A 22903-nucleotide genomic window follows, 5' to 3' on the forward strand; every position below is an offset into this window, starting at 1 on the left:
GCACTGCGTGGCGCGAAAAGGCCGTCTGCACGTGGGGGTGGCGCGGCACGCACCAGGGGGTAGCCGCGTGTCGCGAAGGTGCGCAAGGCCGTATTGGCGCTCGCGAAATCCCGTGCTTCGCGCGCCGGGCTGCGCTGGACTTGGAGGGAGCCGCAGCATGAGCCGCCACGACGATGACCGTTTCCGCATCCGGCCCGGGGTACCCAAACATCGCGGCGACACCTTCATCAACCGGGTGCTGCGGCAGACCAGCAAGGCCGGCTCGAAGGCCAGCAAGACCTTCCGCACGACCGGCCAGCGTCCCGGTGCCCGACTGGGACGCGGTCATGTCGCGGCACGTTTCGCGGGCCGGGGACTCGGACCGAATGCCCGGCGTGTCGCCATCAAAACGCGGCTCGTCAACCTAAAACAGGCCGGCCGACGCTCGACCGAGACGCACCTGCGCTACATCGAGCGTGACGGTGTCGATCGCCAGGGCGGGCCGGGCCACGCTTACGGGCCAACGACCGACGACGCCGACCTTGAAGCGTTCAAGGAACGCGGAGCCGACGACCGCCACCAATTCCGCTTTATTGTTTCGCCGGAAGATGCCGAACAGCTCGACGATCTGCGCACCTATACGCGGCACTTGATGGCGCGCATGGAGGCGGACCTGGGCACGCGACTTAAGTGGGTCGCGGTCGATCACTGGAACACCGACAACCCGCACACGCACGTCGTTCTGCGCGGCAAGGACGACACCGGCAAGGACCTCATCATCGCCCGCGACTACATCGCCGAGGGGATGCGTCGGCGGGCATCGGAACTGGCGACCGAATGGCTGGGGCCGCGCACTGAACGGGAAATGCAACGCGCCTTGCAGCGCGAAGTCGATCAAGAACGGTGGACGGGCCTGGATCGCACCTTGCAGCGTGAGGCCGGCGACGATGGCCTGGTGCGCATCGAACGCTTCGCCGAACCCCGGTTGCAACGCCAGCGGCACATGTTGATCGGCCGCCTGCAACGCTTGCAGCGCATGGGTCTGGCGATCGAGCCGCAGCCCGGCGCGTGGGCCGTCCGTGCCGACACCGAGGCGACCCTGCGGGCGATGGGCGAGGGCGGCGACATCATCCGCACGATGCAGCGGGTCATGAGCGGCACGCAGCGCGAACTGACTGTGTTCCAGCCCGGCCACGACGGCCGCGCTTTCGTGGGCCGCGTGGCCGGCAAGGGATTGGCCGACGAGCTGTACGACAAAGGCTATCTGATCGTCGATGGCACGGACGGCAAGGCGCACTACGTTGCGCTGCCGCCGCATGCGGAACTGGAGCAGTTCCCGACCGGCGCTATCGTAGAGGTAAAAGATTCGGCCGACGCGCGCGCTGCCGACAAGACTGTCGCCGCGCTGGCCGTCGATGGCGTGTACCGCACCGATCATCATCTGGCCGTCGCACTGGGGCAAGCCACGCCCGACCGCGATCCGCACGAGGTAATAGCCGCCCATGTGCGCCGGCTGGAAGCCCTGCGCCGCGCCGGCATCGTGGAGCGCGAAGCCGATGGCGTTTGGCGTGTCCCCGGCGACTTGGCCGAACGAGGGCGTCAGTATGATGCGCAGCGTCTCGGCGGTGGCGTGGCGGTGGAACTGAAATCGCACCTGCCCATCGAGCGGCAGGCCCGCGTGATCGGTGCCACCTGGCTCGACCAGCAGTTGATCGGCGGCGGCAAGGGGTTGGGCGAGCTGGGCTTTGGGGCCGAGGTCAAGGACGCGTTACGGCAACGCACCGACTTCCTGGCCGAACAGGGCCTAGCCGAGCATCGCGGGCAGCGCATCATCCTTGCACGCAACCTGCTGGCGACGTTGCGCGGGCGAGAGCTGGCGAAGGCCGGACAAGACATCGCGACCGAAACCGGCCTGGAACATCGGCCCGTGGCCGACGGGCAGCGCGTGGCCGGCATCTATCGGCGTTCCGTCCTGCTCGCCAGCGGGCGCTACGCGGTGCTCGATCATGGCATGGGGTTCAGTCTGGTGCCGTGGAAGCCCGTGATCGAACAGCGGCTGGGGCAGCAGCTCGCCGCGACGGTGCGCGGCAGCGGTGTATCGTGGGAGATTGGGCGGCAACGCGGGCCATCCATGTAACGCGGCGGTTGCGTTATGGGATTGCTTCCTTGAGTAGCCCAGCGCGGGAGGTGACCAGTCGCGGCAAGCTGGAACACTCGGCACGATAGATGACGTAGTACACCAACGCCGAAGCGAATGCGATCTCTGGGAAAAGCCGCACCAGCCCGTTGGGGTTTGCATCCCGAGAGTGTCGAGGCCAAGCCGACAGTGCCATGATCGACATGGTGCGGCGGGCTATGCCACAGGGGTGGGGAAATGCGGATTCAAGTCGTCACAGAGCCAGGGAAGGTCAAGAAGCGTCTCCTGGAGCTCCTAGCTGATTGTGAGACCTATTCTTGGGTATCGGCCTGGGTGACCAGCAATGAGGTCATCACAGAAGCGCTAAGCCAGCATCACAAAATGGCGCGACTGGTTATCGGGACTGACCGCTACATCACATCTCCATAGGTCCTGGACGCGTGCTTGGGGTTAGACCAGGTCAAGATTTACCCGCCAGGTGAGGATGTCCTATTTCATCCCAAGGTCTACGCGTTCGAATTGGAAGCCGAAGTGGAGGTCTACGTTGGGAGCTCCAATCTCACGGGTGCGGGCCTGTCGAAAAATCACGAGTGCGGGATTTTCATCCGCGCGGAATCGACGCATTCAAAGCTCCAACAATTTCTGAATTACATCGACGAGAGATTTGATGAAGCGTCGGTGTTAGATGCCGACTTCATCACCGCTTACAAAGCCAACAAGAAACGGGTGAAGGACGCCGAAGATGAATTGAAGAAGTTCACGCGAATCGCGCCCGCTAGGCGTGCCAAGAATTCCTTCACCACCACCCACGCGCAAGACTTGCGGTGGAAGGAATTTGTCACCAAGGTCAAGAATGACACAGTCGGCGCGTTTGATATGCGCTTGGACATGCTGGGGCGTATTCACAAGTGGTTTGCCTCAGGGCGAAGCTTTCAGGAGTTTACACTTGGTGAAAGAAAACGCGTGACGGGCATCATCTTTCCATCTAAACCCAAGAACATTGACTGGGGTCTGTTCGGGCAGATGACGGCCAACGGTGGATTTTACGATGTGCTCGATGACCATACCAATATCATTTCCATGGCACTCGACAAAATACCTTTGTATGAGCCCGTGAAGTGGAGTCACTACGACGATTTTTGGACCTGCTTTTCGTTGATTCCCCAAGCATCGGATGGATGGATAGGACTTGCCACGCGTTTGCTTGCGATGAAGAGGCCCGATGAGTTTGTCTGTCTCACACGAAAGAATAAACAAGGCGTCTGTGGCTATCTGGGTGCGCCGTATTCAACGATGACGCTTAAAAACTATTGGGAACGTATCATCGAGAAAGTGCGCATTACGCCTTGGTATCTCAAAAAGGAGCCCAGGGACCCGCTGGAGCGAAAAATTTGGCATTGCCGTACCGCATTGCTCGATGCCATCTATTACGACCAAACTTAGAAAATTACTTGCAAAATCGCAATTGACAAGTGTCAATTTGTCTATTCAATGAAACTGGGAGAGGAGAAAAAGAACAGATTTGATAGTTACTTTACAAAGTAGCCAAATCCTATAACTAGGAGAACCTCAGGAGTCCCAAAAGAAGCTCTGATGCAACCAATATCTTGTATGTGTTGTCACTGAAGAATGGCCGAAGCATCGAAGTGCCCGCCAATCAGTCCAGAGCCAGGATCCGCGAGCTCAGCCCTAAAGAAACCAATGGCGTGAATGTCTTAAGGCTCAGTGTTGGCGCCGATAACTACCAGCGTGCACCGACCATCGGGCTTCGCGCTAGCTTAATTTACCGCCGACTGCGGAGCACCACCCAGTGGCGCAGACCATCGACCATTAGCGCGAGTCCGAACTCGAAAGCGGCCTCGGGATCGACCCGTTCGCTCGCGCCAGGACGGTCGATGTGCTTCGGTGTGGCCGATTCGCGCTTAGGGGCAGAACCAGCCTTCTGGTCATGGGCCTGCTCGTCCAGGACGCATCCGATCGTAAATTGATGGGCGGCAAATAAAGCCATGCCAGCCTCGCCGGGCGTCATGCCGGCACGCACCAGATAGTCGATTTTGGGGCGACTGCGCGTGGGGTCCTTGGAGCCCTCCGGGGCGCCGGCGTGCAGGCGTGCACCGTCCCGATGAGCCAGCAAAGCGCAACGCAAGCTGCGCGCGTTGTCGGCAAACCAAGTCGACCAGCGCGATGGATCTGCCGGAACCACCAGTGCCTGATGCGCTGCCAGCATGGTGGTGGCCATTTCTGCCAGCAGTGCCGCCTTGTCTCGGAAATGCCAGTACAGCGAGGCCGATTCGATCCCCAGTTTCTGTGCCAAGCGTCGGGTCGAAAGCGCATCCAGCCCCAACTCGTCGAGTAGTTCGAGGGCGGCGCTGACCACTTGGTCACGTCGTATCTTCGTCATAATTGATTTTCTATCGGCGATAGATAAAACTAGCAGTGATAGAGTTGCCCGGATAGTGACTCCAATGCCTGCCTCTGACGTTGCCCCCCCAGTCGGGATCGCGGATGGAAAGAGGGTCGGACTGCCCGCTGGTCGGTGCTGTCATCGCCTTGGTGTTCCCGCCATTTTTGTCGAAGAGCCGAAGCCGGTTCGCCACGGCCGCGCGCCCGCGGCATGAGAACAATGAAGCCGGGCTCGTTCAAGGGAAGGATCGATGCCGTCGGCACAGGGGTGGTTGTCGCCTCGAAGCAACGTACGCCTGCCGCACGCCGCGAACGCACACTGCTGCACGCACTGCGATCCTCGCTGCAGCCTTGGGCTCGCGAAGATGACGGCTGCCAATGCCTCGCCATTGGGATGCAGGTATCGCGCGGATCGATGATCAAGGCAAGGGGCCTGCGTTGACGAGGCTGCTTAAGCTTGGCGAGGTAGTGATCCGTTCCAGAGGATATGTCCTGCGTCGCGGACGAGCACTTCGCGAAAAACTCCGGTGCGAGGACGTTGACTGCATGGACCTCTTCAACCGAGTCACCGCCGAGGGATGTGCAGACGTAATGGATTAAACGCTCGGTAATCGCGCCGGGCGGCCGACCGCCCTGTGTCAGAAAGCCCTGCACTATCGAGATTGAACGCCTGCAAATCGAGTCGGCTAACCCTTTTGGATTTCACGGATAAGTGCGCCGTCTGAGAGGACGATGATGGACATCCGCCACCTTCGATGCTTCCTCGCCGTTGCCGAAGAGTTGCACTTCGCGCGCGCGGCCGAGCGGTTGCATATCGAGCAATCGCCCCTCTCGCGAGCGATCAAGGAATTGGAAGAAAGTCTCGGTGTACGGCTGTTCGAACGCACCACCCGTAGCACACGGCTGACCTGGGCCGGGCAAGTCTTGCTGGAAGACACGCGACGCATATTCGCAGCTCTCGATCAGGCCAAAGTCAATGTCAAGGCGGCGGCCAACGGCTATCGCGGGACGCTGCGTATTGCCGTTTCTGACGGGATCGTACCCTCGCGTCTCGCGGCGTTGCTCGCGCAATGCCGCGCCGAGGAACCGGAGGTGGAAATCCGCTTGTTCCAGATACCCCTCGCGCAACAGGTTAAAGGGCTGCGCAGTGATTTGTATGACGTCGGCTTTGCCCAGTCGGCGGATGTGGGGGATGGCCTTCTTACCGAACCCGTATGGCACGATCCACTGGTGGCAGCGATACCTGCGCGTCATCCGCTGCTGACCTACAAGCGCGTTCCGCTGGCAGAAGTGCTGCGCTATCCGCTGGTGCTATGCCACCCGCAAGCGTGTGAGGGGTGTGCGCGCCAGATCGAAAGCGTGTTGCGGAAGGTGGACGTGGAACCGATCGTGGCCGACCACGCGAGTTCGCCCGACATGCTGCTGGCGCTGGTGGCGGCGGGCTATGGCATCGGTCTGATCAACGCGACGCGGATCGAGGATTTTCGGCACCCCGATGTCGTCACGCGGCCGCTGGCGGGTCGTGCGGTGATGTTGACGACGTACTTGCTGCGGCTCGACAGTGAGCCGTCAGAGCCGTTGCGGCATTTCATCGAGCGAGTCAAGCCCGAACTGGAAACGACACAAGGCGACAAGCCTTGAGATTTCGCCCATCGAAGGGCGCGCTGTTGCAGGAGGAAAGGTCATGAAAAAGTCCGCTTCCGTCATGATGGCTTGCATGCTGTTGGTGGCGTGCAGCAAGGCTCCGCCTACCGATACGGTGGATTCGTTGGTAGCCCATCCCGATCACTTGCGCGAGGTCGAAAAGCGGTGTGCGGACGACTACGCGAAGATGGGTGCCGCGGAATGCAATGCGGCATCTGAAGCACGCCATCGGTTATTTATGGGCAACGGCCCGCAGTACACGCCGCCCAAAAAACCACCGACGTTCTGAATCGTCAGTCGAGCAACGCGCGATGTCATTTGTTGCGTGATACGTCTGCACGCGCCCGAGTGCGCTGCAATGCGCGGCGCTTTGTTCCTGCTTGAAATGTTGCGTTTTCGATCTTCACCATCGCCATAACGGTCTTTGACCGGCACTGATTGCGGCACTGATTCTCACGGCTATGCAGCGCGGAAGGGCTGCATAACGGACGTGGAAATCGGAGTCTGGCATGAACGGGACCAGTGTGCTGTTCGGCCAGGTGCTGACGGTGTTCGGCATCGTGGTCGCGGGAGTTTGGGCTGCTACCCAATGGACCGCCGCACACTTGGGCTACCAGCTACGCCTTGGTTTGCCCTGGTTCGATTGCCTTGGCATTCCGGTCTATCACCCTTGGCAATTGCTCCCATGGTGGTACTGGTACGACGCCTATGCGCCGCGCCTGTTCCTCAAGGGCGGTGCCATCGCCGCAGCCAGTGGGGTTATGGCTGCGGCCGTTGCCATCAGCATGTCGGTATGGCGCGCGCGGCAGTCGCGTCTGATTACGACCTACGGTTCGGCGCGCTGGGCCGATGCCCGCGATGTCCGAAAGGCGGGGCTCGTTAAGCCCGCGGGCGTATTCCTTGGTCTTCATGACTACCAGTACCTGCGTCACGACGGGCCGGAACACGTCCTGACCTTTGCGCCCACGCGCTCGGGCAAGGGCGTGGGCCTGGTGATTCCCACCTTGCTGACGTGGTCTGGCTCGGCCGTCATCCATGACATCAAAGGCGAGAACTGGCAGATCACGGCCGGCTGGCGCGCGCGCTTCTCGCATTGCCTGCTGTTCAATCCCACCGATCCGAGGTCGGCCGCGTACAACCCGCTGCTCGAAGTCCGGCGCGGCGCGCAGGAAGTGCGCGACGTGCAGAACATCGCCGACATCCTGGTCGATCCCGAAGGCGCGCTCGAACGCCGTAACCATTGGGAGAAGACCTCGCACGCGCTCCTGGTCGGCGCGATCCTGCACGTGCTCTACGCGAGCGAGGACAAGACGCTGCGCGGCGTCGCCAACTTCCTGTCCGATCCGGCGTGCCCGTTCGAGCTGACGCTGCATCGGATGATGACGACGAAGCATCTGGGCGATGCCCCGCATCCCGTCGTCGCTTCCGCCGCCCGCGAAGTCCTCAACAAGAGTGATAACGAGCGGTCGGGCGTGCTGTCCACGGCCATGTCCTTCCTCGGCCTGTACCGCGATCCCACCGTGGCCGACGTCACGTCGCGCTGCGATTGGCGCATCGCCGACCTGATTGCGTCTGAGCATCCCGTCTCGCTGTACCTCGTCGTGCCGCCGTCGGACATCAGCCGTACCAAGCCGCTGATCCGTCTGATCCTCAACCAGATCGGCCGCCGCCTCACCGAATCGCTCGATGGCAGCGATGGCATTGCACGTCGCCACACGCTGCTGTTGATGCTCGACGAGTTTCCCGCGCTGGGTCGCCTGGACTTCTTCGAGTCGGCACTGGCTTTCATGGCGGGCTACGGCATCCGCAGCTTCCTCATCGCGCAGTCGCTCAACCAGATTGACAAAGCCTACGGGCAGAACCATTCGATCCTCGACAACTGCCATGTGCGCGTGACGTTCGCTACCAATGACGAACGCACGGCCAAGCGCATCTCGGAAACACTCGGCACCGCAACCGAACTGCGCGCACAGCGTAACTACGCCGGTCATCGGCTTGCGCCGTGGCTTGGGCACTTGATGGTGTCGCGCCAGGAAACGGCGCGCCCGCTGCTCACCCCCGGTGAGGTCATGCAGCTTCCGTCCGACGAGGCGGTGGTGATGGTGTCCAGCCTGCCGCCCATCAAGGCGAAGAAGCTGCGCTATTACACCGACGTCAATTTCCGCCGGCGTGTGCAGCCACCGCCCGCGTTATCCGTCGGGTGCTATGCCGATGTGCCGCCCTCGCGGCCGGATGACTGGAGCCGCCTGGCGATGCCCGCCGTGCCCAGCGCAGGGGTGATGGCGCCGACCGTTGTTGATGGCAGTACAGCCGACGATGGCGCCCCGCGCCGCCAGCCTGAACTGGCCGACGTCTCCCATCACGCCGCCGAACGCGAACCGCCAGCCAGCGACCTAGCGTTACTCGATGACGACGACCTGCTGTTGCCGATGCCCGCGCAACTCGATCCGCGCTTGCAACGCAATGCGCGGTTGGCCGCTCTCGACCCCGGTGACGGGATGGCGCTATGAGCCAATACCGTCTCAACCTGTTCATCCCGCCCGACCACGCCCGGCGGCTCGACGAGCTCGCCGTGAAGAAGGGCGTGTCCAAGTCGTCCATCGTCGCGGCGGCGCTCGCCTCGTGGCTCTCGCCCGATGCGGGCGACCAGCGCGAGGCCGCAATCGCGCGCCGACTGGATCGGCTCACGCGCCAGTATGAGCGCCTGGAGCGCGACCAGGCCATCCTGATCGAAACCGTCGCGCTCTACGTGCGCTATTACCTGACGGTCACGACACCCGTACCGGAAGCACATCAGGACGCTGTACGCGCGCAAGGCAAGGCGCGTTTCACACAGTTCGTCGAACAGCTCGGCCGACATCTCCTACGCGGCCATAGCTTGTTGCGCGACTTGGTGGAAGAGATCCAGCCCGACACCGTTCGGCGCGAGGCCGATGCCGCTGCGTCGGTGAGGCAGGCCGATGGAGAAGCGACGTGAGCGCGCAGCCGCACGACGTGAGTCCGGCGGCGCGCTCGCTCGACCGCCGCGTGCGCATGTTGCGCACCGCGATGGGGCCGCTGATCGCCGCGGCACTGGACGATCCCGATGTAGTGGAAGTGCTGCTGAACCCGGACGGGACGCTGTGGATCGACCGGCTTTCCTCGGGACGTGCGCCGATGGGTGCCTCGCTGTCGGCGGCTGACGGCGAACGCATCATCCGGCTGGTCGCCGCACACGTGCGCGCCGAAGTCCATGCGGGCAAGCCGCTGCTCTCGGCGGAGCTGCCGGAGACGGGCGAGCGTTTCGAGGGCGTATTGCCACCGGCGGTATCCGGCCCAGCCTTCGCGCTGCGCAAGCGCGCCGTCGGCGTCATCGGATTGGATCGCTACATCGCGGACGGCATCCTGAGCGCCGAGCAAGCGGCGTTCTTGCGCCAGGCTGTGCGCGAGCCTCAGAACATCCTGATCGCCGGGGGCACCAGCAGCGGCAAGACCACACTCGCCAACGCCTTGCTCGCCGAAGTGGCCGACACCGGCGATCGCGTGCTGGTGCTCGAAGACACGGTGGAATTGCAATGCGTCGCACGCGACCACGTGCCGTTGCGCACGTTACCCGGTGTCGTGTCGATGACCGAGCTCGTGCGCGCCACGATGCGGTTGCGTCCCGACCGCGTGATCGTGGGCGAAGTACGCGGTGTCGAAGCACTCGATCTGGTCAAGGTCTGGGGCACGGGTCATCCCGGCGGCATTGCCACCATCCATGCCGGCTCCGCGCACGGCGCGCTGCTGCGCTTGGAACAACTGATTCTCGAAGTCGCCGTGACGCCGCCGCGCGCGCTGATTGCCGAGGCGGTCAACGTCGTCGTCTTCATCGCCGGGCGCGGGCGTGCCCGCCACGTCCAGGACATCGCCCGCGTCGTCGGCTTCGACGAACGCGGCTATCGACTCGATCCCGTGCCTGCTCCGTCGTCTTTCTCGCCTGTCACTTCAGGAGTTCCGTCATGACACGAACCCGCCTTTACGACGATCCGCTTTTCCGTAACGCGTTGCCGTGGCTGCTCCTGTTGCTGATGTGCCTGGCAGCGACAGCGGCGCACGCGGCCGGCTCGAACATGCCGTGGGAAGCGCCGCTGCAATCCATTCTCGATTCTATCCAGGGACCGGTCGCCAAGATCATCGCCGTCATCATCATCATCGTGACGGGCCTCACGCTCGCCTTCGGTGACACCAGCGGCGGCTTCCGTCGCCTGATCCAGATCGTGTTCGGGCTCTCCATCGCCTTCGCCGCGTCCTCGTTCTTCCTGTCGTTCTTCAGTTTCTCCGGCGGCGCGGTGGTGACATGAACGAGACCGCCACCCTTGTCGCGGGTTTTGAAGTGCCGCTGCATCGGTCGCTGACCGAACCGATCCTGATGGGCGGTGCGCCGCGCACCGTGGCAATCGCCAACGGCACGCTCGCCGCGGCGGTGGGACTGGGTCTGCAACTGTGGATTCCCGGCATCGCGTTGTGGCTGATCGGTCATTCGCTGGCCGTGTGGGGCGCGAAAGTCGATCCGCAATTCATGCAGGTTTTCGCGCGGCACTTGAAGCACCGACCGCTGCTGGACGTGTGAGGCGGCCATGCTGAACCTCGCCGAATACCGCCCGCGGCCCGCACAACTTGCCGACTGGCTGCCGTGGGCGGGACTCGTCGCGCGTGGCGTGGTGCTCAACAAGGACGGTAGCTTCCAGCGCACGGCGCGGTTTCGCGGGCCGGATTTGGACAGCGCAACACAGAGCGAGCTGGTCGCTACGACCGCCCGGCTCAACAATGCGCTGCGTCGACTCGGCTCGGGCTGGGCGCTCTTTATCGAGGCGGAACGGCGAGCCGCAGCAGGGTATCCGCACTCGGAGTTCCCCGACCCGCTGTCCTGGCTGGTGGACGAGGAACGGCGCGCCGCCTTCGAGGAAGCCGGTAGCCATTACGAGAGCGGTTACCACCTGACGCTGGTGTATCTGCCGCCGGAGGAATCGCGCGCGCGGGCAGCAAAGCTGCTCTATGAAAACACGCCGACGTCGGGCGTGGACTGGCGCGAACGGCTCACCGCGTTCGTCGCCGAAACCGATCGGGTGTTCGATCTCCTCGATGGTGTTATGCCTGAGATCGCGTGGCTGGATGACAGCGAGACGCTGACCTATCTGCACGGTTGCATTTCCACGCGGCGTTATCGCATCGGCGTGCCGGAAGTGCCGTTTCACCTGGACGCGCTGTTGCCCGATGTACCGCTGGTCGGCGGCTTAGCACCGATGCTGGGTGACCAGCATGTGTGCGTGGTGACGGTGCGCGGTTTTCCGACGTCGACCTGGCCGGGACTGCTCGATGACCTCAACCGCCTGGGTTTTGCTTATCGCTGGTCCACGCGCTTTCTCTGTCTGGACAAGGCAGAGGCCGAGAAGGAACTGACGCGCCTGCGTCGGCAATGGTTTGCCAAGCGCAAGAACGTCGTGGCGCTGCTGCGCGAAACCATCTTCCAGCAGGAGTCGCCCCTGGTCGATAGCGATGCGGCCAACAAGGCAAGCGATGCCGACGCCGCCTTGCAGGAACTGGGTAGCGACCAAGTGGCCTTCGGCTACGTCACGACGGCGGTGACCGTCATGGATGTCGATGCGACGGCGGCCGATGAAAAGCGGCGGCAGATCGAACGCGCCATTCAAGGACGCGGCTTTGTCACGATCCACGAAACCCTCAACGCGGTGGAAGCGTGGCTGTCCTCGATCCCAGGTCATGCCTACGCGAACGTGCGCCAGCCGATCATCTCCACGCTCAATCTCGCGCACATCATGCCGGTGTCGGCGTTGTGGGCGGGTCAGGAGCGCAATGCGCATCTGGACGGGCCGCCGCTGATCGTCACACGTACCGACGGCGCCACGCCGTTCCGACTGGTGACGCATATCGGCGATGTGGGACACACGCTGGTGGTCGGCCCAACGGGCATGGGCAAGTCGGTGCTGCTTGCAATGCTGGCGATGCAGTTCCGGCGCTATCGACGCTCACGCATCTTCGCGTTCGACATGGGCCGCTCGATGCGCGCCACCATCCTCGGCCTCGGTGGTGAGCACTACGACCTCGGCACCGATGGTGCTATCGCGTTCCAGCCGCTCGCGCGCATCGACCGGCACGGCTATCGCACGTGGGCAGCTGAATGGGTCGAAAGCCGGCTGGCGCGCGAAGGTGTCGCGGTGGGTCCTGACGAGAAGGCAGCCATCTGGTCCGCGCTCGGCAGTCTCGCCGGGGCACCCGTCGAACAGCGCACGCTGACGGGTCTGTCCGTGCTGCTTCAATCCAATGCACTGCGTCAGGCGCTCGCGCCCTATGTGCTCGGCGGCGCCCACGGTCGCCTGCTCGACGCCGACCACGATCGGCTCGGTGTGGCCGACGTGCAGGGCTTCGAGATGGAGGAGCTGATGGCGAGCCACGCCGCTGTCCAGGCGGTGCTCGGGTATCTGTTCGCACGCTTTAACGAACGGTTCGACGGCGCACCGACCTTGCTGATGCTCGATGAGTCTTGGCTGTTCCTCGACGACCCGGTGTTCGCCGCGCGCATCCGTCAGTGGCTCAAGGTGCTGCGCAAGAAGAACGTCAGCGTGATTTTTGCCACGCAATCGCTCGCCGACATCAAAGACTCGACCATCGCGCCCGCCATCATCGAAAGCTGCGCGAGCCGCATCTTCCTGCCGAACCCGCAGGCCACCGAGCCGCAGATTCGCACGATCTACGAAGGTTTTGGCCTCAACAGCCGTCAGATCGAGATCATCGCCACCGCCGAGCCCAAGCGCGACTACTACTACCAGTCGCGGCTCGGCAACCGCCTGTTCGATTTGGACTTGGGTCCCATCGCGCTCGCCTTCGCCGGTGCATCCACGCCGCAGGACCAGCGTGACATCGACCGTGTAGTGCTCGATGCCGGTGTGCCGGGCTTCACCGACGCCTGGTTGCGTCATGGCGGCCTTGATTGGGCAGCCGACCTCATCCCCTCGTTTTCCTCGCACTCGGAGATTCGGCCATGAAGAAGATCGGGCTGGCCGCCACCGCGGCCGTGTTGTTCGCGTATTCGTCGGCGAGCTTCGCGCAGTGGGCGGTATTCGACGCGGCGAACTTCTCGCAGAACCTGCTCACGGCGGCACGCGAGCTGCAACAGATCGACAACCAGATTCAGCAGTTGCAGAACGAGGCGCAGATGCTGACCAATCAGGGTCGCAATCTCACCAGCCTTAACTACAGCGCGCTGTCGCAGTTGTTGACCACGCTGGCGAGCACCAACCAGTTGATCACGCAGGCGCAGGGACTGACCTTCAACGTCGCGCAGTCGCAGGCGACCTTTAATCGGTTGTACCCCAGTGCCTACGGCGCCGGCACATCGAACGCGCAGATGGTGCAGGACGCGCAAACGCGCTGGCAAATGTCGGTGCAGACCTTGCAGACCGCGACGCAGATGCAGTCGCAGGCGGCGCAAAACCTGCTGTCGGATCAAGGTGTGCTAAGCCATCTGGTCACGCAGAGTCAGGGTGCGGTCGGTGCCCTGCAGGCGAACCAGGCGACGAACCAGCTGCTCGCGTTGATCGCTCGCCAAGCCATCCAGGCACAGCAGCTCACCGTGTCGCAGAGTCGCGCGACAGCGCTGGACGAAGCGCGCGCCGCGGCCGATGAAGCGCAAGCCGAACAGGTGCGTTCGCGCTTCATCGGTAGCGGCCCGCAATACACGCCGCAGCCGGTGAGCTTCTACGGGAATTGACGGCGATGGGCCGCGCACTCGTCCTGTCCATCATGGCGTTGTGGGTTTCGTGCAGCCGCCACGTCCCACCGTTGACGGTGGACGCCTTGGCCCACGATCCCCAACGGCTGTATGCGCTGCGGATTCGTTGCGTGACGCCGCGCGCGCAGGTGAGCCGCGCCGCGTGCCGTATCGCGGACGAAGCGTACAGCCGGCGTTTCTTCCTCGGGCTTGGCGACGGCGGCGAATACCAGACGCTACGATCGTTGCCACCGATCCCGGCGAGCTTCGAGGCGGCGCAAGAGGATCGGCCATGAACGATCTTTCCGTCATCGATCAATTCCTGGCTGTCTTCTCGCAGTACATCGACTCCGGGTTCGGGCTGCTGCACGGCGAAGTCGCGTATCTCTCCGCCACGCTGATCGTCATCGACATGACGCTCGCGGGTTTGTTCTGGGCGATGGGCGGCGAGGAAGTGCTGGCGAAGCTGATCCGCAAGACGCTCTACGTCGGCGCGTTCGCTTACATCATCGGCAACTTCAACACCCTCGCGGGCATCGTGTTCCGCTCCTTTGCGGGCCTCGGCCTACTCGCGACGGGCTCGGCACTGAGCATCGGCAGCTTCCTGCAACCAGGGCGACTGGCTCAGGTGGGTGTCACGGCTGGCCAGCCGATCCTGCAACAGGTCGGCACGATGTCGCACGGTTTCACGACGGTCTTCAGCAACCTCGACATGATCGTGGTGCTGCTGCTGGCCTGGATCGTGGTGGTCCTCAGCTTCTTCATTCTGGCCGTGCAGCTTTTCGTGACGCTGGTGGAATTCAAGCTGACCACGCTCGCCGGTTTCGTGCTGGTGCCCTTCGCGCTGTGGAACAAGACCGCGTTCCTTGCCGAGAAGGTGCTGGGCAATGTGGTGTCCTCGGGCGTCAAGGTGCTGGTGCTGGCCGTGATCGTCGGCATCGGCTCGACGATCTTCGGGCAGTTCCAGGCGCCGGCCGGTGCCGATCCGTCGCTCAACCACGCACTCGCGATCATGCTCGCCTCGCTCACGATGCTCGGACTCGGCCTCTTTGGGCCGGGCATCGCCACGGGCCTTGTGTCCGGTGCGCCGCAGCTCGGTGCCGGAGCCGCGGCCGGCACGGCGCTCGGCGCGGCGGGCTTGGCCTTTGCCGGAGGAGCCGCCGCAGCGGGCGGCGGCGCGGCGATCGCCGCCGGCACACGTCTCGCCGCGCGCGGCGCGATCGGTACTGCGCGTGCAGCCAGCGGCGCTGCGACAGCGTATCGCGCCGGGGCCGCTGCATCGGGCACGACCGGCGCACGCGCCTTCGGCGCCGGCATGGCCAACGTCGCGCGCAGCGGCGCGCAGGCGGCCGGGGCACGGGTCGCAGCCGGTGCGCGTGCCATGCGAGATCGCGCGGCGTCGGCTGTTGGCACTGCGCCTGCAGGCGCAGCATCCGGCACTGCGGTCTCCAGTGGTGCCGCATCACCCGCCATCGACGACAAAGCGCCCGGCTGGGCGCAGCGCCTGCACCGCCGCCAGCGCGTCGTGCATGGCGCCTCAACCGCCGCCCACGTTGCACGCTCGGCCGATCACGGCGGTGGCGGGGCCGCGCCCGAGCTACGCGATCCCTCGAACGAGTAGGGGAGGCAAGTCATGCGCTTCAAACGACCCGGTGTGCGCTACAGCGAGTCCCCTATACCGGCCACGCCTTATCAAGCCGCCGTGCAGGTCTGGGATGAACGCATTGGCAGCGTCCGCGTGCAGGCGAAGAACTGGCGGTTGATGGCTTTCAGCTGCCTGGGACTCGCGCTGCTGATGGCGGTCGGCCTGGTATCGCAATCCAGCCAGTCGCGTGTCACGCCTTATGTGGTCGAAGTCGATCACGCAGGGCAGGTCCGCGCCGTAGGGGCGGCAGTGACGCCGTATACGCCGACCGACGCACAGATCGCCTATCACCTGGCGCGCTTTATTACCGACGTGCGCTCACTGTCGATCGACCCGATCGTGGTGCGGCAGAACTGGCTCGAAGCCTACGGCTACACCACTGATCGGGGCGCGGCCACGTTGAACGATTACGCCCGCGCGCACGATCCGTTCGCCCATGTCGGTCAGGATTCCACATCGGTCGAGGTGATCAGCGTGGTGCGCGTCAGCGATGCCTCGTTCCAGGTGCGCTGGACCGAACAGCACTTCAACGATGGCACGCCGACCGGCACTGAGCATTGGACCGCGATCCTGACGCTGGTCATGCAGACACCGCGCACCGAACAGCAAGTGCGCCGCAATCCACTGGGCATCTACATCAACGGCCTGTCGTGGAGCCGTGATCTCAACGCATCGGAAGGAACGAAACCATGAGCACATCGCCGTTTCCCGTTTCATCACGACAAAGCGGCCGCGGTCGCGGCGCGCGCGACCGCGTTGCGCGGCAAGCTTATCAACGTCGTCTCAGCGAAGAGTTGTGGCAGATATGGCCGTTGTTCTCGTCACGCCTTGCGCTGGATGCGCGCACGCTCCGCACTATCTGCCTGCTGACGCTCGCCGCCGCCGCGAGTGGTTGCGCATCCACCGGCAAGCCGCCGCCGTCCATCTCGCTCGATGAATCCGTGATGGCCGAACCGTTGTTCGAGCCCCCGAAACCCGTTGCGGTGGTGGAAGTCCCGAAGCCCCTCCCATTGCCGGACCAGATGAAGCCACTGCCGGGTCGCACGGATGCCACGCCGGCGCCGGAACCCGCGGACGCGAAGGCGCGGGTCGAGCAGGCCAATGTCGAGGCGAGCGTGGCGCCCGCGCGCGACGGCTACATCAATGCGATTCAGGTCTGGCCGTTCTCAGACGGCGCGCTGTATCAGGTCTATACGAGTCCGGGCCGAGTAACGGTCATCGCCTTGCAGCCGGGTGAGGAACTGGTGACGGTGGCCGCCGGCGACACCGTGCAATGGATCGTGGGTGATACGGCAAGCGGAAGCGGTGCGAGCCGGCGTGTGGACGTGATGGTCAAGCCGGTGCGCGTGGGCATCAAGACGAACCTGGTCATCACGACGAGCAGGCGTACCTACCTGCTGGAACTCACTTCCACCCCGCAGGCATGGATGGCGGCGGTGTCGTGGGAGTATCCGAAGGATCAGATGCTAGCGCTGCAGGCTCAGGCGAAGGCGGCGGCTGCCGCAGCGCCCGTCGCCGCAGGCTTGTCGTTGGATCAATTGCACTTCCGTTACGCGATCACAGGGGATAGCCCGCCGTGGAAGCCGGTACGGGCGTTCGACGACGGGCAGCATGTCTACATCCAGTTTCCGTCCGGCATTGCGCAGGGCGAATTGCCACCGTTGTTCGTGGTGGGCCCGGACGGTAAAGGCGAACTGGTGAACTATCGGTTCCACGCCCCTTACGACATCGTGGATCGCCTGTTCGGCGCGGCCGAGTTGCGTTTGGGCGGGGAGAAAGCCGCCGTGGTACGCATCGAGCGCACCGACGGCGTTCCTGCGGGAGCCAGTCATGGCCGCGACTGACCACGGAGCGCCGCCCGCACCGAAGGTGCCACCTGAGCGCGTCGCGTTGCGCGCCGCGCCGCGTCCAGTGACGCGGCTCAACCGCCGTACGCTGGCCGTCTCCGCCACGCTGCTGGCGGTGGCCGTTGCCGGCGCGTCGATGTGGGCACTGCAATCGAAAGGCCGGCGGGGTTCAGGCAGCCAAACGAATCTCTACAACGTCGATCGGATCGCCAAGGCTGACGACTTAGATCAGTTGCCGGCTGACTACTCGAAGCTGCCGGCGAAGCCAGAGCCCGCACCATCGCCGGCGGCCGGTGTGCCGCAGCTCGGACCGCCCTTACCGGGCGATTGGGGCGCTTCATCGGTCACGCCGTTGCCGACGGGCAATCCCACGACAGGACCATCGGCCGAGAGCATCGATCGGCAGCGTCGGGCCGAAGAAATCGCGCGGTCGGCGGTGTTCTTCCGTACCACCACCAACAACGGAAAGCCCGATGCCGCTTCGACGGGCGCGAACACCTCACCGGTGGCCAACGCTGCCGCTGGATCCTTCAACCCGATGGGTGCCGGCCCGGCATCCTCGGCGGCGCAACCCAATGATCCGACCGCCATCCAGAACCGGCAGGATCAGAAGGAAGCGTTCTTGGTCAATGGCGCTGAGGCGGCTACTCGGAACACCGGTGGCTTGCAGGCGCCGGCTTCGCCGTACACGGTGATGGCGGGCACCATCATTCCGGCCGCTCTGGTGACGGGCATCAATTCCGACCTACCGGGAGAGATCATCGCCGAGGTGACACAACCGGTGTACGACACCGCGACGGGGCAATACCTACTCATCCCGCAGGGCTCGCGCCTGATTGGCCGCTACGACAGCCAGGTCGCGTTCGGGCAGCGGCGCGTGCTGCTGGTGTGGTTGCGGCTGGTGTTGCCGGATACCTCGTCGATCGCGCTGGACAAGCTGCCCGGCATCGACCCGGCCGGCTATGCCGGCGTCGAAGATGGGGTGGATTGGCATTGGGGTCGCATCTTGTCCGGGGCGGCCCTGTCCACGATGCTGGGCGTCAGCTCCGAACTGGCCGTCTCCAACGAAGGTGACATTAATGGCAACACTGTGCTTGCGTTGCGCGACAGCGCGCAGGACACCGCCAACCAGGTCGGCCAGGAGATCACCCGTCGCAACCTCAGCGTCCAGCCGACGCTGACTGTGCGGCCGGGCTTTCCGGTGGACGTGATGGTGAACAAGGATCTGGTGCTACGGCCGTACCAGCCGCTCTTTATCCAGCGAGGGCCGATGCCATGAGTGCGTCCCCAAAAAAACTGCGGCTCGGGCCGCTACCCGACACGCGAACAGTCAAGTTGACGTTTCCGTGCCCGGCCCAGCTCAAAGCCGATCTTGATCGGTACGCCGCCATGCATGCACAAAGCTACGGCGAAGCGGTCGATGCGGCGATGCTGATCCCGCTCATGCTGGAAGCGTTCATGACCGCCGATCGCGGGTTCCGGCGGTCAAAGCGACAGGGCTCGCGGCTTGCCGATGGCGCACCGGTGGCGTCCCGCTGAGAGTAGGGCATTCTCCTCGCAGGGCACACGACCGCGCCGGTTGCGGCCCGGCCGGCCGTCCTTACTCTTCGCGCTCGGTATCCCCGTGCGGCGAGTCTTCGATCAGCTGTACAAGCGGCACCTGAAAGAATCGCGGTCGTACCGCACGATGGCGGCGCATCGCCGCATGCAGCGTCGAGGGGCTGCGGTCCAGACGCCGGGCCACAGTCGCCAGCGAAAAGCCACCGCCCTGCGTCGCGTGCCAGGCAATCAGGGCTCGGGCCAGGGGCAGGACCGGCCTCCCTGACGACTGCAGGTCCTCTGGCGCCAGACCCAGGCGCTGGCACACGGCCTCAATGATCTGCTCCAGCGGGGGGCGTCCCGATTCGACTTGGTGCAGCCAGCGGCAGAAGGCGGCGAGGGGCATCCCACGACCGCCCAAACGCGCCTCGGCGATAGCCGGGGCCTCGCCCTGCGCCATGAAGCGGCCGTAACCCTCCGTTCCGGCGAAGCCTCGCTGGGCCAGTTGCGTATAGACGAGTAAGGTCGTGAGCCAGCGCGTCTCGCACAAACCGAGGTAAGCGCGATGGCTATTCGCCACGTAGTCGCGCAGGTCTTCGACCTTGCCGGCCATCAGCGGCGCCAGGTGGATGTACCGGACAAGCTCCGGCAGATGCTCGGTTCGCTTGAGCAGGATGGCCCGGTACGCCCGGCCGAAGTGATGTCCCGGCCGGCGGTAGCGGCGGCTGACCGCACGCGAGTAGGGGCCCATCGCTTGCTGCACGATGCGGCCAATCGGCACCTCATGCACCTGAATCACCAGATGCGCCTGCTGCGTCAGCCAGGCGTAGGCGTGTAACCGGGCCCGAGCGCGTTCGAGCGCTTGGGCGAGCATGACCTCAAAGAGCGGCTGATCGGAGGACGGCTCCGGAAACAACGGACGCCCCACGTTCGTCGTCAGTGTTACGCCGTAGATACTCCCCTTTGCGTGGGGATGTCGTCTCTGCGTCACGGGGGCGGCCTGGGCTTACGAGGGATACACGCGCTCGTAGGGGGCGGTATCGGCACATTGCTGCTGGTGCCATAGGCGCGCGTAAAGGCTATCGGATGCCAGCAACGCCGCGTGCGTGCCGCGTTCGGCGATGCGTCCCTGCTGCAGCACGATGATCTCCTCGGCGTGGGCCACGGACGAGAGTCGGTGCGAGACGACTACGGTCGTGTGATGCTGGGCGATCTGGCGCAGATTGCGCACGATATGCTGCTCGGTCAACGCATCCAGCGAGGACGTCGCTTCGTCGAACCAGAACAACCGCGGACGGCGCAACATCGCCCGGGCAATCGACACGCGCTGGCGTTCGCCGCCGGATAGACGAAGACCATGCTCCCCTACGCGCGTCTCATACCCTTCTGGCTGTCGCATGATGAAGGCGTGCAACTGTGCCAGGCGGGCCGCTTGCTCTATCTCCACGCGTGTGCATTCGGGATTGCCCAGGCGAATGTTGTTGGCGATCGTGTCGTTGAGCAACAGGGTATCCTGCGGGACCACGGCGACCGCGGCGCGCAGCGATGCCAGCGCCAGGTCGCAGACCGGACAGCCATCGAGCAGAATCCTGCCACTATCAGGCTCGACCAGTCGGACTGCGAGGCGCAGCAGGGTGGACTTGCCAGCACCGCTGGCACCCACGACCCCCAGGGTCCGGCCGGCGCGCACGCGAAAACTTATGTCTTGGAGCACCGGTTGTCCCGTGCCGTAGCTGAGATGCACACGGTCGAACACGAGTTCGCCGTACCCATCGACCGCCGGTGTTGCCCTGCCTTGCACTGACTCCGGCGCTTGCCGCTGCAAATCCAGCATGCGCTCGACGAAGGCCAGGCCGCGCGCGAGCTGCTGCAAGGCCACGCCCAACATTTCCACGGGCCGCACCAGTTGAAGCAGGTACGCGCTGACCATCACGAAAACCCCAAGCGTCATGGCCCCGGCCCGTACCTGTCGGCACGCATACGCCAAGGTGAGCCCCAGGAAGCCCGCGAAGATCGTCCCGACCAGCATGCCGTTGGACAGGCGGCGTGCATAATAGGTGCGCCAGTGCGCTTCGCCACGCGCAAGCACGGCATCGAACCGTTTCCCGGCGATCGACTCGGCGCCGAAATACTTTACCAACTCAAAGTTGGCCACGTAGTCGAGCATCACGCCGTGGGCCTCGGTCTGCGCCGCCGCCGCCGCGCGCGCAGGACCCGCGATGCGTACAACGCCCCAGGCGAACACCGCTGCGTAGCCGAGGAGCGCCAGCACGAACAGCGCTGTGAACACCGGCTGCCCCAGGTGCAGCAGCACCCCAATGACGGTAGCCAACTCCAGCAGCACCGGCAGGATCGTGTACAGCGTGTACTGCAGGATGTATTCCACGCCCTGCAGACCTGTCGTGAGCGCTTCGCTCACCGCGCCGACCTTCATCTGCAGATGAAACCGCATGGGCAGGCGGATGACGTGGGCGAACAACCGCTCGCTCAGGCTGCGGTACATGCGCCGCTGGGCACCGCCGAACACGAACTCGCGCAGTTGGGAGGCAATCCGCGTCAACCACGTGGCAAGGGCGTAGATCCCCACCACTGCGAACAGTGGCAGCGGGGCATCGTGCGCCGAAGGATTTAGGTCGTCGACGACGCTTTTCAGTACGACTGGCGCTAGGCCATTGAGTACAGCGGCCACACCCACGAGGACTAGAGCAAGACACAGCCGGCGCTTGGCATACGCGTCCATCTCCCGCAGCAACTGCACTGTTTCGCGCAATACCTGCCCAGCAGTGGCCTTCGGCGCGCCCGTGTGCGAGTCGTCCCGCACGCCAAAGGGATCATCGCGTCGCTCGACCACGGGGAGCGCCCTGAAGCGAAGCCTTTGCGCTAGTGGCAGAACAAACCCGTCCGATGGACGCCACGCGACGGCGCAGCCGTTCGCGGCGTGTTGGTCGCTGACAGCCATGCTGCGACGGCGGCACGTCGCGATGACACGCCTCCTCAAGGGCTGCGACATTTACTTCGTCCAACGTTTTGCAGAACAGCTTCGGGTTGGTTTGTTCATAGCGCGTAATCGCGTGGTATAGCGCAGAGCGTCGGCGTCCGAGCGCGCGCTCTACCTCGGCAAGCGGCGCAACGCCGGTACGTATGGCATAGCGTGTGACCACGGCGCGGGCGAGCGTCAGGCGTGATGCTCGAGCGCGCGAGAGCAGTACCGCGCGACTGATGTCCAGCACCTGCGCGACAGCCTTGATCGCATCGTCCAAGGTCATGCGTTGATGCTTAACCTGCTGCGCGATGCATCCGGCGAGCCACTGGTCCGCGGTGGCATTGCTGCCGAATGGCGAGCGCAGTCTCTCGGGCACGACCGCGTCGCCGTCATCGACTTCGGTGAAACGGCGGTACATCTCCCGCTGCTTGGAGCATACGGTCGACAACATCCGAAGCATGACGCCGGTCCGCAATCCGTTCATCCGGCGTCCGGTCGCGTAAGCGCGATGACTGCTCCAGGGATAAGTCGCCCAGTCTTGCGTCAGTGCCCACTCGCAGGGGCTGCGATGGATGCTGCGCACGAGGGCAGGCAGCCATGCGCGCGAACGCAGTACCACGGCGCGATAACGCTCGCGAAAAAGGTGACCCGACTCGCCACGTTGTCGATGCACATAGCGAGACTGTCCGGTTGCGATCCGCTGGATGCACAGTGCCAAGGGCACATCGGTAATGGCGATCGCCAGCCTGATTTGCTGCGGGCAACAGCAGAACGCGTGGACATGAGCACGAGAGCGCTGCGCACTTCTTCCAATGAGATGGAGCAAATGCCGGAACTCGGCATCGTTCGCGTAGATGGTCTGTCCCGTCTCGGCCTGAAGAACAACAAAATTAATACTTTGAGGAATATGTACGCGACCCATGCGCGACATCTCAGTCCTCCTTTCCCTCAAACCTTCCCACGGTACTCCGCTGTA

Annotated in this window: 21 protein-coding genes; 17 read left to right on the plus strand and 4 right to left on the minus strand. The window is 64.1% G+C overall.

Translation table 11 applies throughout. The features are described from left to right. The first annotated feature begins 157 nt into the window (after positions 1-157). Together DWU98_RS03610 and DWU98_RS03620 are read left to right on the plus strand one after the other, a co-directional pair. Complete coding sequence (locus tag DWU98_RS03610) at positions 158-2116, plus strand: relaxase/mobilization nuclease and DUF3363 domain-containing protein (RefSeq protein WP_115494052.1); 1959 nt, start codon at positions 158-160, stop codon at positions 2114-2116. Between the two features lie 444 nt (positions 2117-2560). Continuing rightward, on the plus strand, positions 2561-3559 hold the full coding sequence (locus DWU98_RS03620; RefSeq protein ID WP_158544936.1) for a phospholipase D-like domain-containing protein: 999 nt from the start codon (positions 2561-2563) through the stop codon (positions 3557-3559). 340 nt (positions 3560-3899) lie between these two features. On the opposite strand, the gene DWU98_RS03625 is transcribed toward DWU98_RS03620, so the two are convergent. Continuing rightward, positions 3900-4493, minus strand: coding sequence for a TetR/AcrR family transcriptional regulator C-terminal domain-containing protein (locus tag DWU98_RS03625; protein ID WP_230474644.1), 594 nt, complete (start codon positions 4491-4493; stop codon positions 3900-3902). A 761-nt stretch (positions 4494-5254) separates the two neighbouring features. Here DWU98_RS03625 and DWU98_RS03635 point away from each other — a divergent pair. The 15 genes from DWU98_RS03635 (at position 5255) to DWU98_RS03705 (ending at position 18944) form a co-directional block, all read left to right on the plus strand. After that, on the plus strand, positions 5255-6160 hold the full coding sequence (locus tag DWU98_RS03635; protein ID WP_115494197.1) for a LysR family transcriptional regulator: 906 nt from the start codon (positions 5255-5257) through the stop codon (positions 6158-6160). A 43-nt stretch (positions 6161-6203) separates the two neighbouring features. Further along, complete coding sequence (locus DWU98_RS03640) at positions 6204-6452, plus strand: EexN family lipoprotein (RefSeq protein WP_115494057.1); 249 nt, start codon at positions 6204-6206, stop codon at positions 6450-6452. A gap of 220 nt (positions 6453-6672) precedes the next feature. Beyond that, positions 6673-8673 carry a conjugal transfer protein TraG gene (locus tag DWU98_RS03645; RefSeq protein ID WP_115494058.1) on the plus strand — a complete coding sequence of 667 codons (2001 nt, stop codon included), beginning with the start codon at positions 6673-6675 and terminating at the stop codon, positions 8671-8673. Next, positions 8670-9140, plus strand: coding sequence for a CopG family transcriptional regulator (locus DWU98_RS03650; protein ID WP_115494059.1), 471 nt, complete (start codon positions 8670-8672; stop codon positions 9138-9140). The genes DWU98_RS03645 and DWU98_RS03650 overlap by 4 nt, the downstream gene beginning before the upstream one ends. A 56-nt stretch (positions 9141-9196) precedes the next feature. Continuing rightward, positions 9197-10147 carry a P-type conjugative transfer ATPase TrbB gene (trbB, locus tag DWU98_RS03655; protein WP_115494198.1) on the plus strand — a complete coding sequence of 317 codons (951 nt, stop codon included), beginning with the start codon at positions 9197-9199 and terminating at the stop codon, positions 10145-10147. Between the two features lie 65 nt (positions 10148-10212). Next, positions 10213-10485, plus strand: a complete 273-nt coding sequence (locus tag DWU98_RS03660) for a TrbC/VirB2 family type IV secretion system protein (RefSeq protein ID WP_425480213.1) — start codon at positions 10213-10215, stop codon at positions 10483-10485. Further along, positions 10482-10754 (plus strand): VirB3 family type IV secretion system protein, encoded by a 273-nt coding sequence (locus DWU98_RS03665; protein WP_115494061.1) that lies wholly within the window; start codon positions 10482-10484, stop codon positions 10752-10754. The genes DWU98_RS03660 and DWU98_RS03665 overlap by 4 nt, the downstream gene beginning before the upstream one ends. A 7-nt stretch (positions 10755-10761) precedes the next feature. Continuing rightward, entirely contained in the window at positions 10762-13188 is a 2427-nt protein-coding gene (gene trbE / locus DWU98_RS03670; protein WP_115494062.1) for a conjugal transfer protein TrbE, read from the plus strand. After that, positions 13185-13913 carry a P-type conjugative transfer protein TrbJ gene (gene trbJ / locus DWU98_RS03675; protein ID WP_115494063.1) on the plus strand — a complete coding sequence of 243 codons (729 nt, stop codon included), beginning with the start codon at positions 13185-13187 and terminating at the stop codon, positions 13911-13913. The genes trbE and trbJ overlap by 4 nt, the downstream gene beginning before the upstream one ends. Before the next feature lie 5 nt (positions 13914-13918). Continuing rightward, positions 13919-14209: a hypothetical protein gene (locus DWU98_RS03680; RefSeq protein WP_115494064.1), complete on the plus strand. Its 291-nt coding sequence runs from the start codon at positions 13919-13921 to the stop codon at positions 14207-14209. After that, positions 14206-15534, plus strand: a complete 1329-nt coding sequence (gene trbL / locus DWU98_RS03685) for a P-type conjugative transfer protein TrbL (protein WP_115494065.1) — start codon at positions 14206-14208, stop codon at positions 15532-15534. The genes DWU98_RS03680 and trbL overlap by 4 nt, the downstream gene beginning before the upstream one ends. 12 nt (positions 15535-15546) lie before the next feature. Continuing rightward, on the plus strand, positions 15547-16251 hold the full coding sequence (gene trbF / locus DWU98_RS03690) for a conjugal transfer protein TrbF (RefSeq protein ID WP_115494066.1): 705 nt from the start codon (positions 15547-15549) through the stop codon (positions 16249-16251). After that, on the plus strand, positions 16248-17402 hold the full coding sequence (gene trbG, locus DWU98_RS03695; protein ID WP_230474645.1) for a P-type conjugative transfer protein TrbG: 1155 nt from the start codon (positions 16248-16250) through the stop codon (positions 17400-17402). The genes trbF and trbG overlap by 4 nt, the downstream gene beginning before the upstream one ends. Next, positions 17389-18684, plus strand: a complete 1296-nt coding sequence (locus DWU98_RS03700) for a TraB/TrbI/VirB10 family type IV secretion system protein (protein ID WP_115494067.1) — start codon at positions 17389-17391, stop codon at positions 18682-18684. The genes trbG and DWU98_RS03700 overlap by 14 nt, the downstream gene beginning before the upstream one ends. Further along, positions 18681-18944, plus strand: coding sequence for a DUF2274 domain-containing protein (locus DWU98_RS03705; protein ID WP_115494068.1), 264 nt, complete (start codon positions 18681-18683; stop codon positions 18942-18944). Before DWU98_RS03700 ends, DWU98_RS03705 begins: the two co-directional genes overlap by 4 nt. Before the next feature lie 61 nt (positions 18945-19005). Here the strand turns inward: DWU98_RS03705 and DWU98_RS03710 are convergent, their stop codons facing one another. The 3 genes from DWU98_RS03710 to DWU98_RS21870 form a co-directional block, all read right to left on the minus strand. Then, the gene (locus DWU98_RS03710; RefSeq protein WP_147293193.1) at positions 19006-19860 is read right to left on the minus strand and encodes a hypothetical protein; all 855 of its coding nucleotides are present in this window, start codon (positions 19858-19860) and stop codon (positions 19006-19008) included. A 90-nt stretch (positions 19861-19950) separates the two neighbouring features. Then, positions 19951-21795 (minus strand): ATP-binding cassette domain-containing protein, encoded by a 1845-nt coding sequence (locus tag DWU98_RS03715; RefSeq protein ID WP_158544937.1) that lies wholly within the window; start codon positions 21793-21795, stop codon positions 19951-19953. Then, positions 21776-22858: a hypothetical protein gene (locus DWU98_RS21870; RefSeq protein ID WP_158544938.1), complete on the minus strand. Its 1083-nt coding sequence runs from the start codon at positions 22856-22858 to the stop codon at positions 21776-21778. The genes DWU98_RS03715 and DWU98_RS21870 overlap by 20 nt, the downstream gene beginning before the upstream one ends. Positions 22859-22903: the final 45 nt, after the last annotated feature.

Source organism: Dyella monticola, assembly GCF_003363155.1.
GTDB classification, from domain to species: Bacteria; Pseudomonadota; Gammaproteobacteria; order Xanthomonadales; family Rhodanobacteraceae; genus Dyella_B; species Dyella_B monticola.

Coding starts and splice junctions, on each gene's coding strand:
- DWU98_RS03610 (WP_115494052.1), top strand. CDS start 158: ATGAGCCGCCACGACGATGACCGTTTCCGCATCCGGCCCGGGGTACCC.
- DWU98_RS03635 (WP_115494197.1), top strand. CDS start 5,255: ATGGACATCCGCCACCTTCGATGCTTCCTCGCCGTTGCCGAAGAGTTG.
- DWU98_RS03640 (WP_115494057.1), top strand. CDS start 6,204: ATGAAAAAGTCCGCTTCCGTCATGATGGCTTGCATGCTGTTGGTGGCG.
- DWU98_RS03645 (WP_115494058.1), top strand. CDS start 6,673: ATGAACGGGACCAGTGTGCTGTTCGGCCAGGTGCTGACGGTGTTCGGC.
- DWU98_RS03650 (WP_115494059.1), top strand. CDS start 8,670: ATGAGCCAATACCGTCTCAACCTGTTCATCCCGCCCGACCACGCCCGG.
- trbB (WP_115494198.1), top strand. CDS start 9,197: ATGTTGCGCACCGCGATGGGGCCGCTGATCGCCGCGGCACTGGACGAT.
- DWU98_RS03660 (WP_425480213.1), top strand. CDS start 10,213: ATGTGCCTGGCAGCGACAGCGGCGCACGCGGCCGGCTCGAACATGCCG.
- DWU98_RS03665 (WP_115494061.1), top strand. CDS start 10,482: ATGAACGAGACCGCCACCCTTGTCGCGGGTTTTGAAGTGCCGCTGCAT.
- trbE (WP_115494062.1), top strand. CDS start 10,762: ATGCTGAACCTCGCCGAATACCGCCCGCGGCCCGCACAACTTGCCGAC.
- trbJ (WP_115494063.1), top strand. CDS start 13,185: ATGAAGAAGATCGGGCTGGCCGCCACCGCGGCCGTGTTGTTCGCGTAT.
- DWU98_RS03680 (WP_115494064.1), top strand. CDS start 13,919: ATGGGCCGCGCACTCGTCCTGTCCATCATGGCGTTGTGGGTTTCGTGC.
- trbL (WP_115494065.1), top strand. CDS start 14,206: ATGAACGATCTTTCCGTCATCGATCAATTCCTGGCTGTCTTCTCGCAG.
- trbF (WP_115494066.1), top strand. CDS start 15,547: ATGCGCTTCAAACGACCCGGTGTGCGCTACAGCGAGTCCCCTATACCG.
- trbG (WP_230474645.1), top strand. CDS start 16,248: ATGAGCACATCGCCGTTTCCCGTTTCATCACGACAAAGCGGCCGCGGT.
- DWU98_RS03700 (WP_115494067.1), top strand. CDS start 17,389: ATGGCCGCGACTGACCACGGAGCGCCGCCCGCACCGAAGGTGCCACCT.
- DWU98_RS03705 (WP_115494068.1), top strand. CDS start 18,681: ATGAGTGCGTCCCCAAAAAAACTGCGGCTCGGGCCGCTACCCGACACG.
- DWU98_RS21870 (WP_158544938.1), bottom strand. CDS start 22,858: ATGTCGCGCATGGGTCGCGTACATATTCCTCAAAGTATTAATTTTGTT.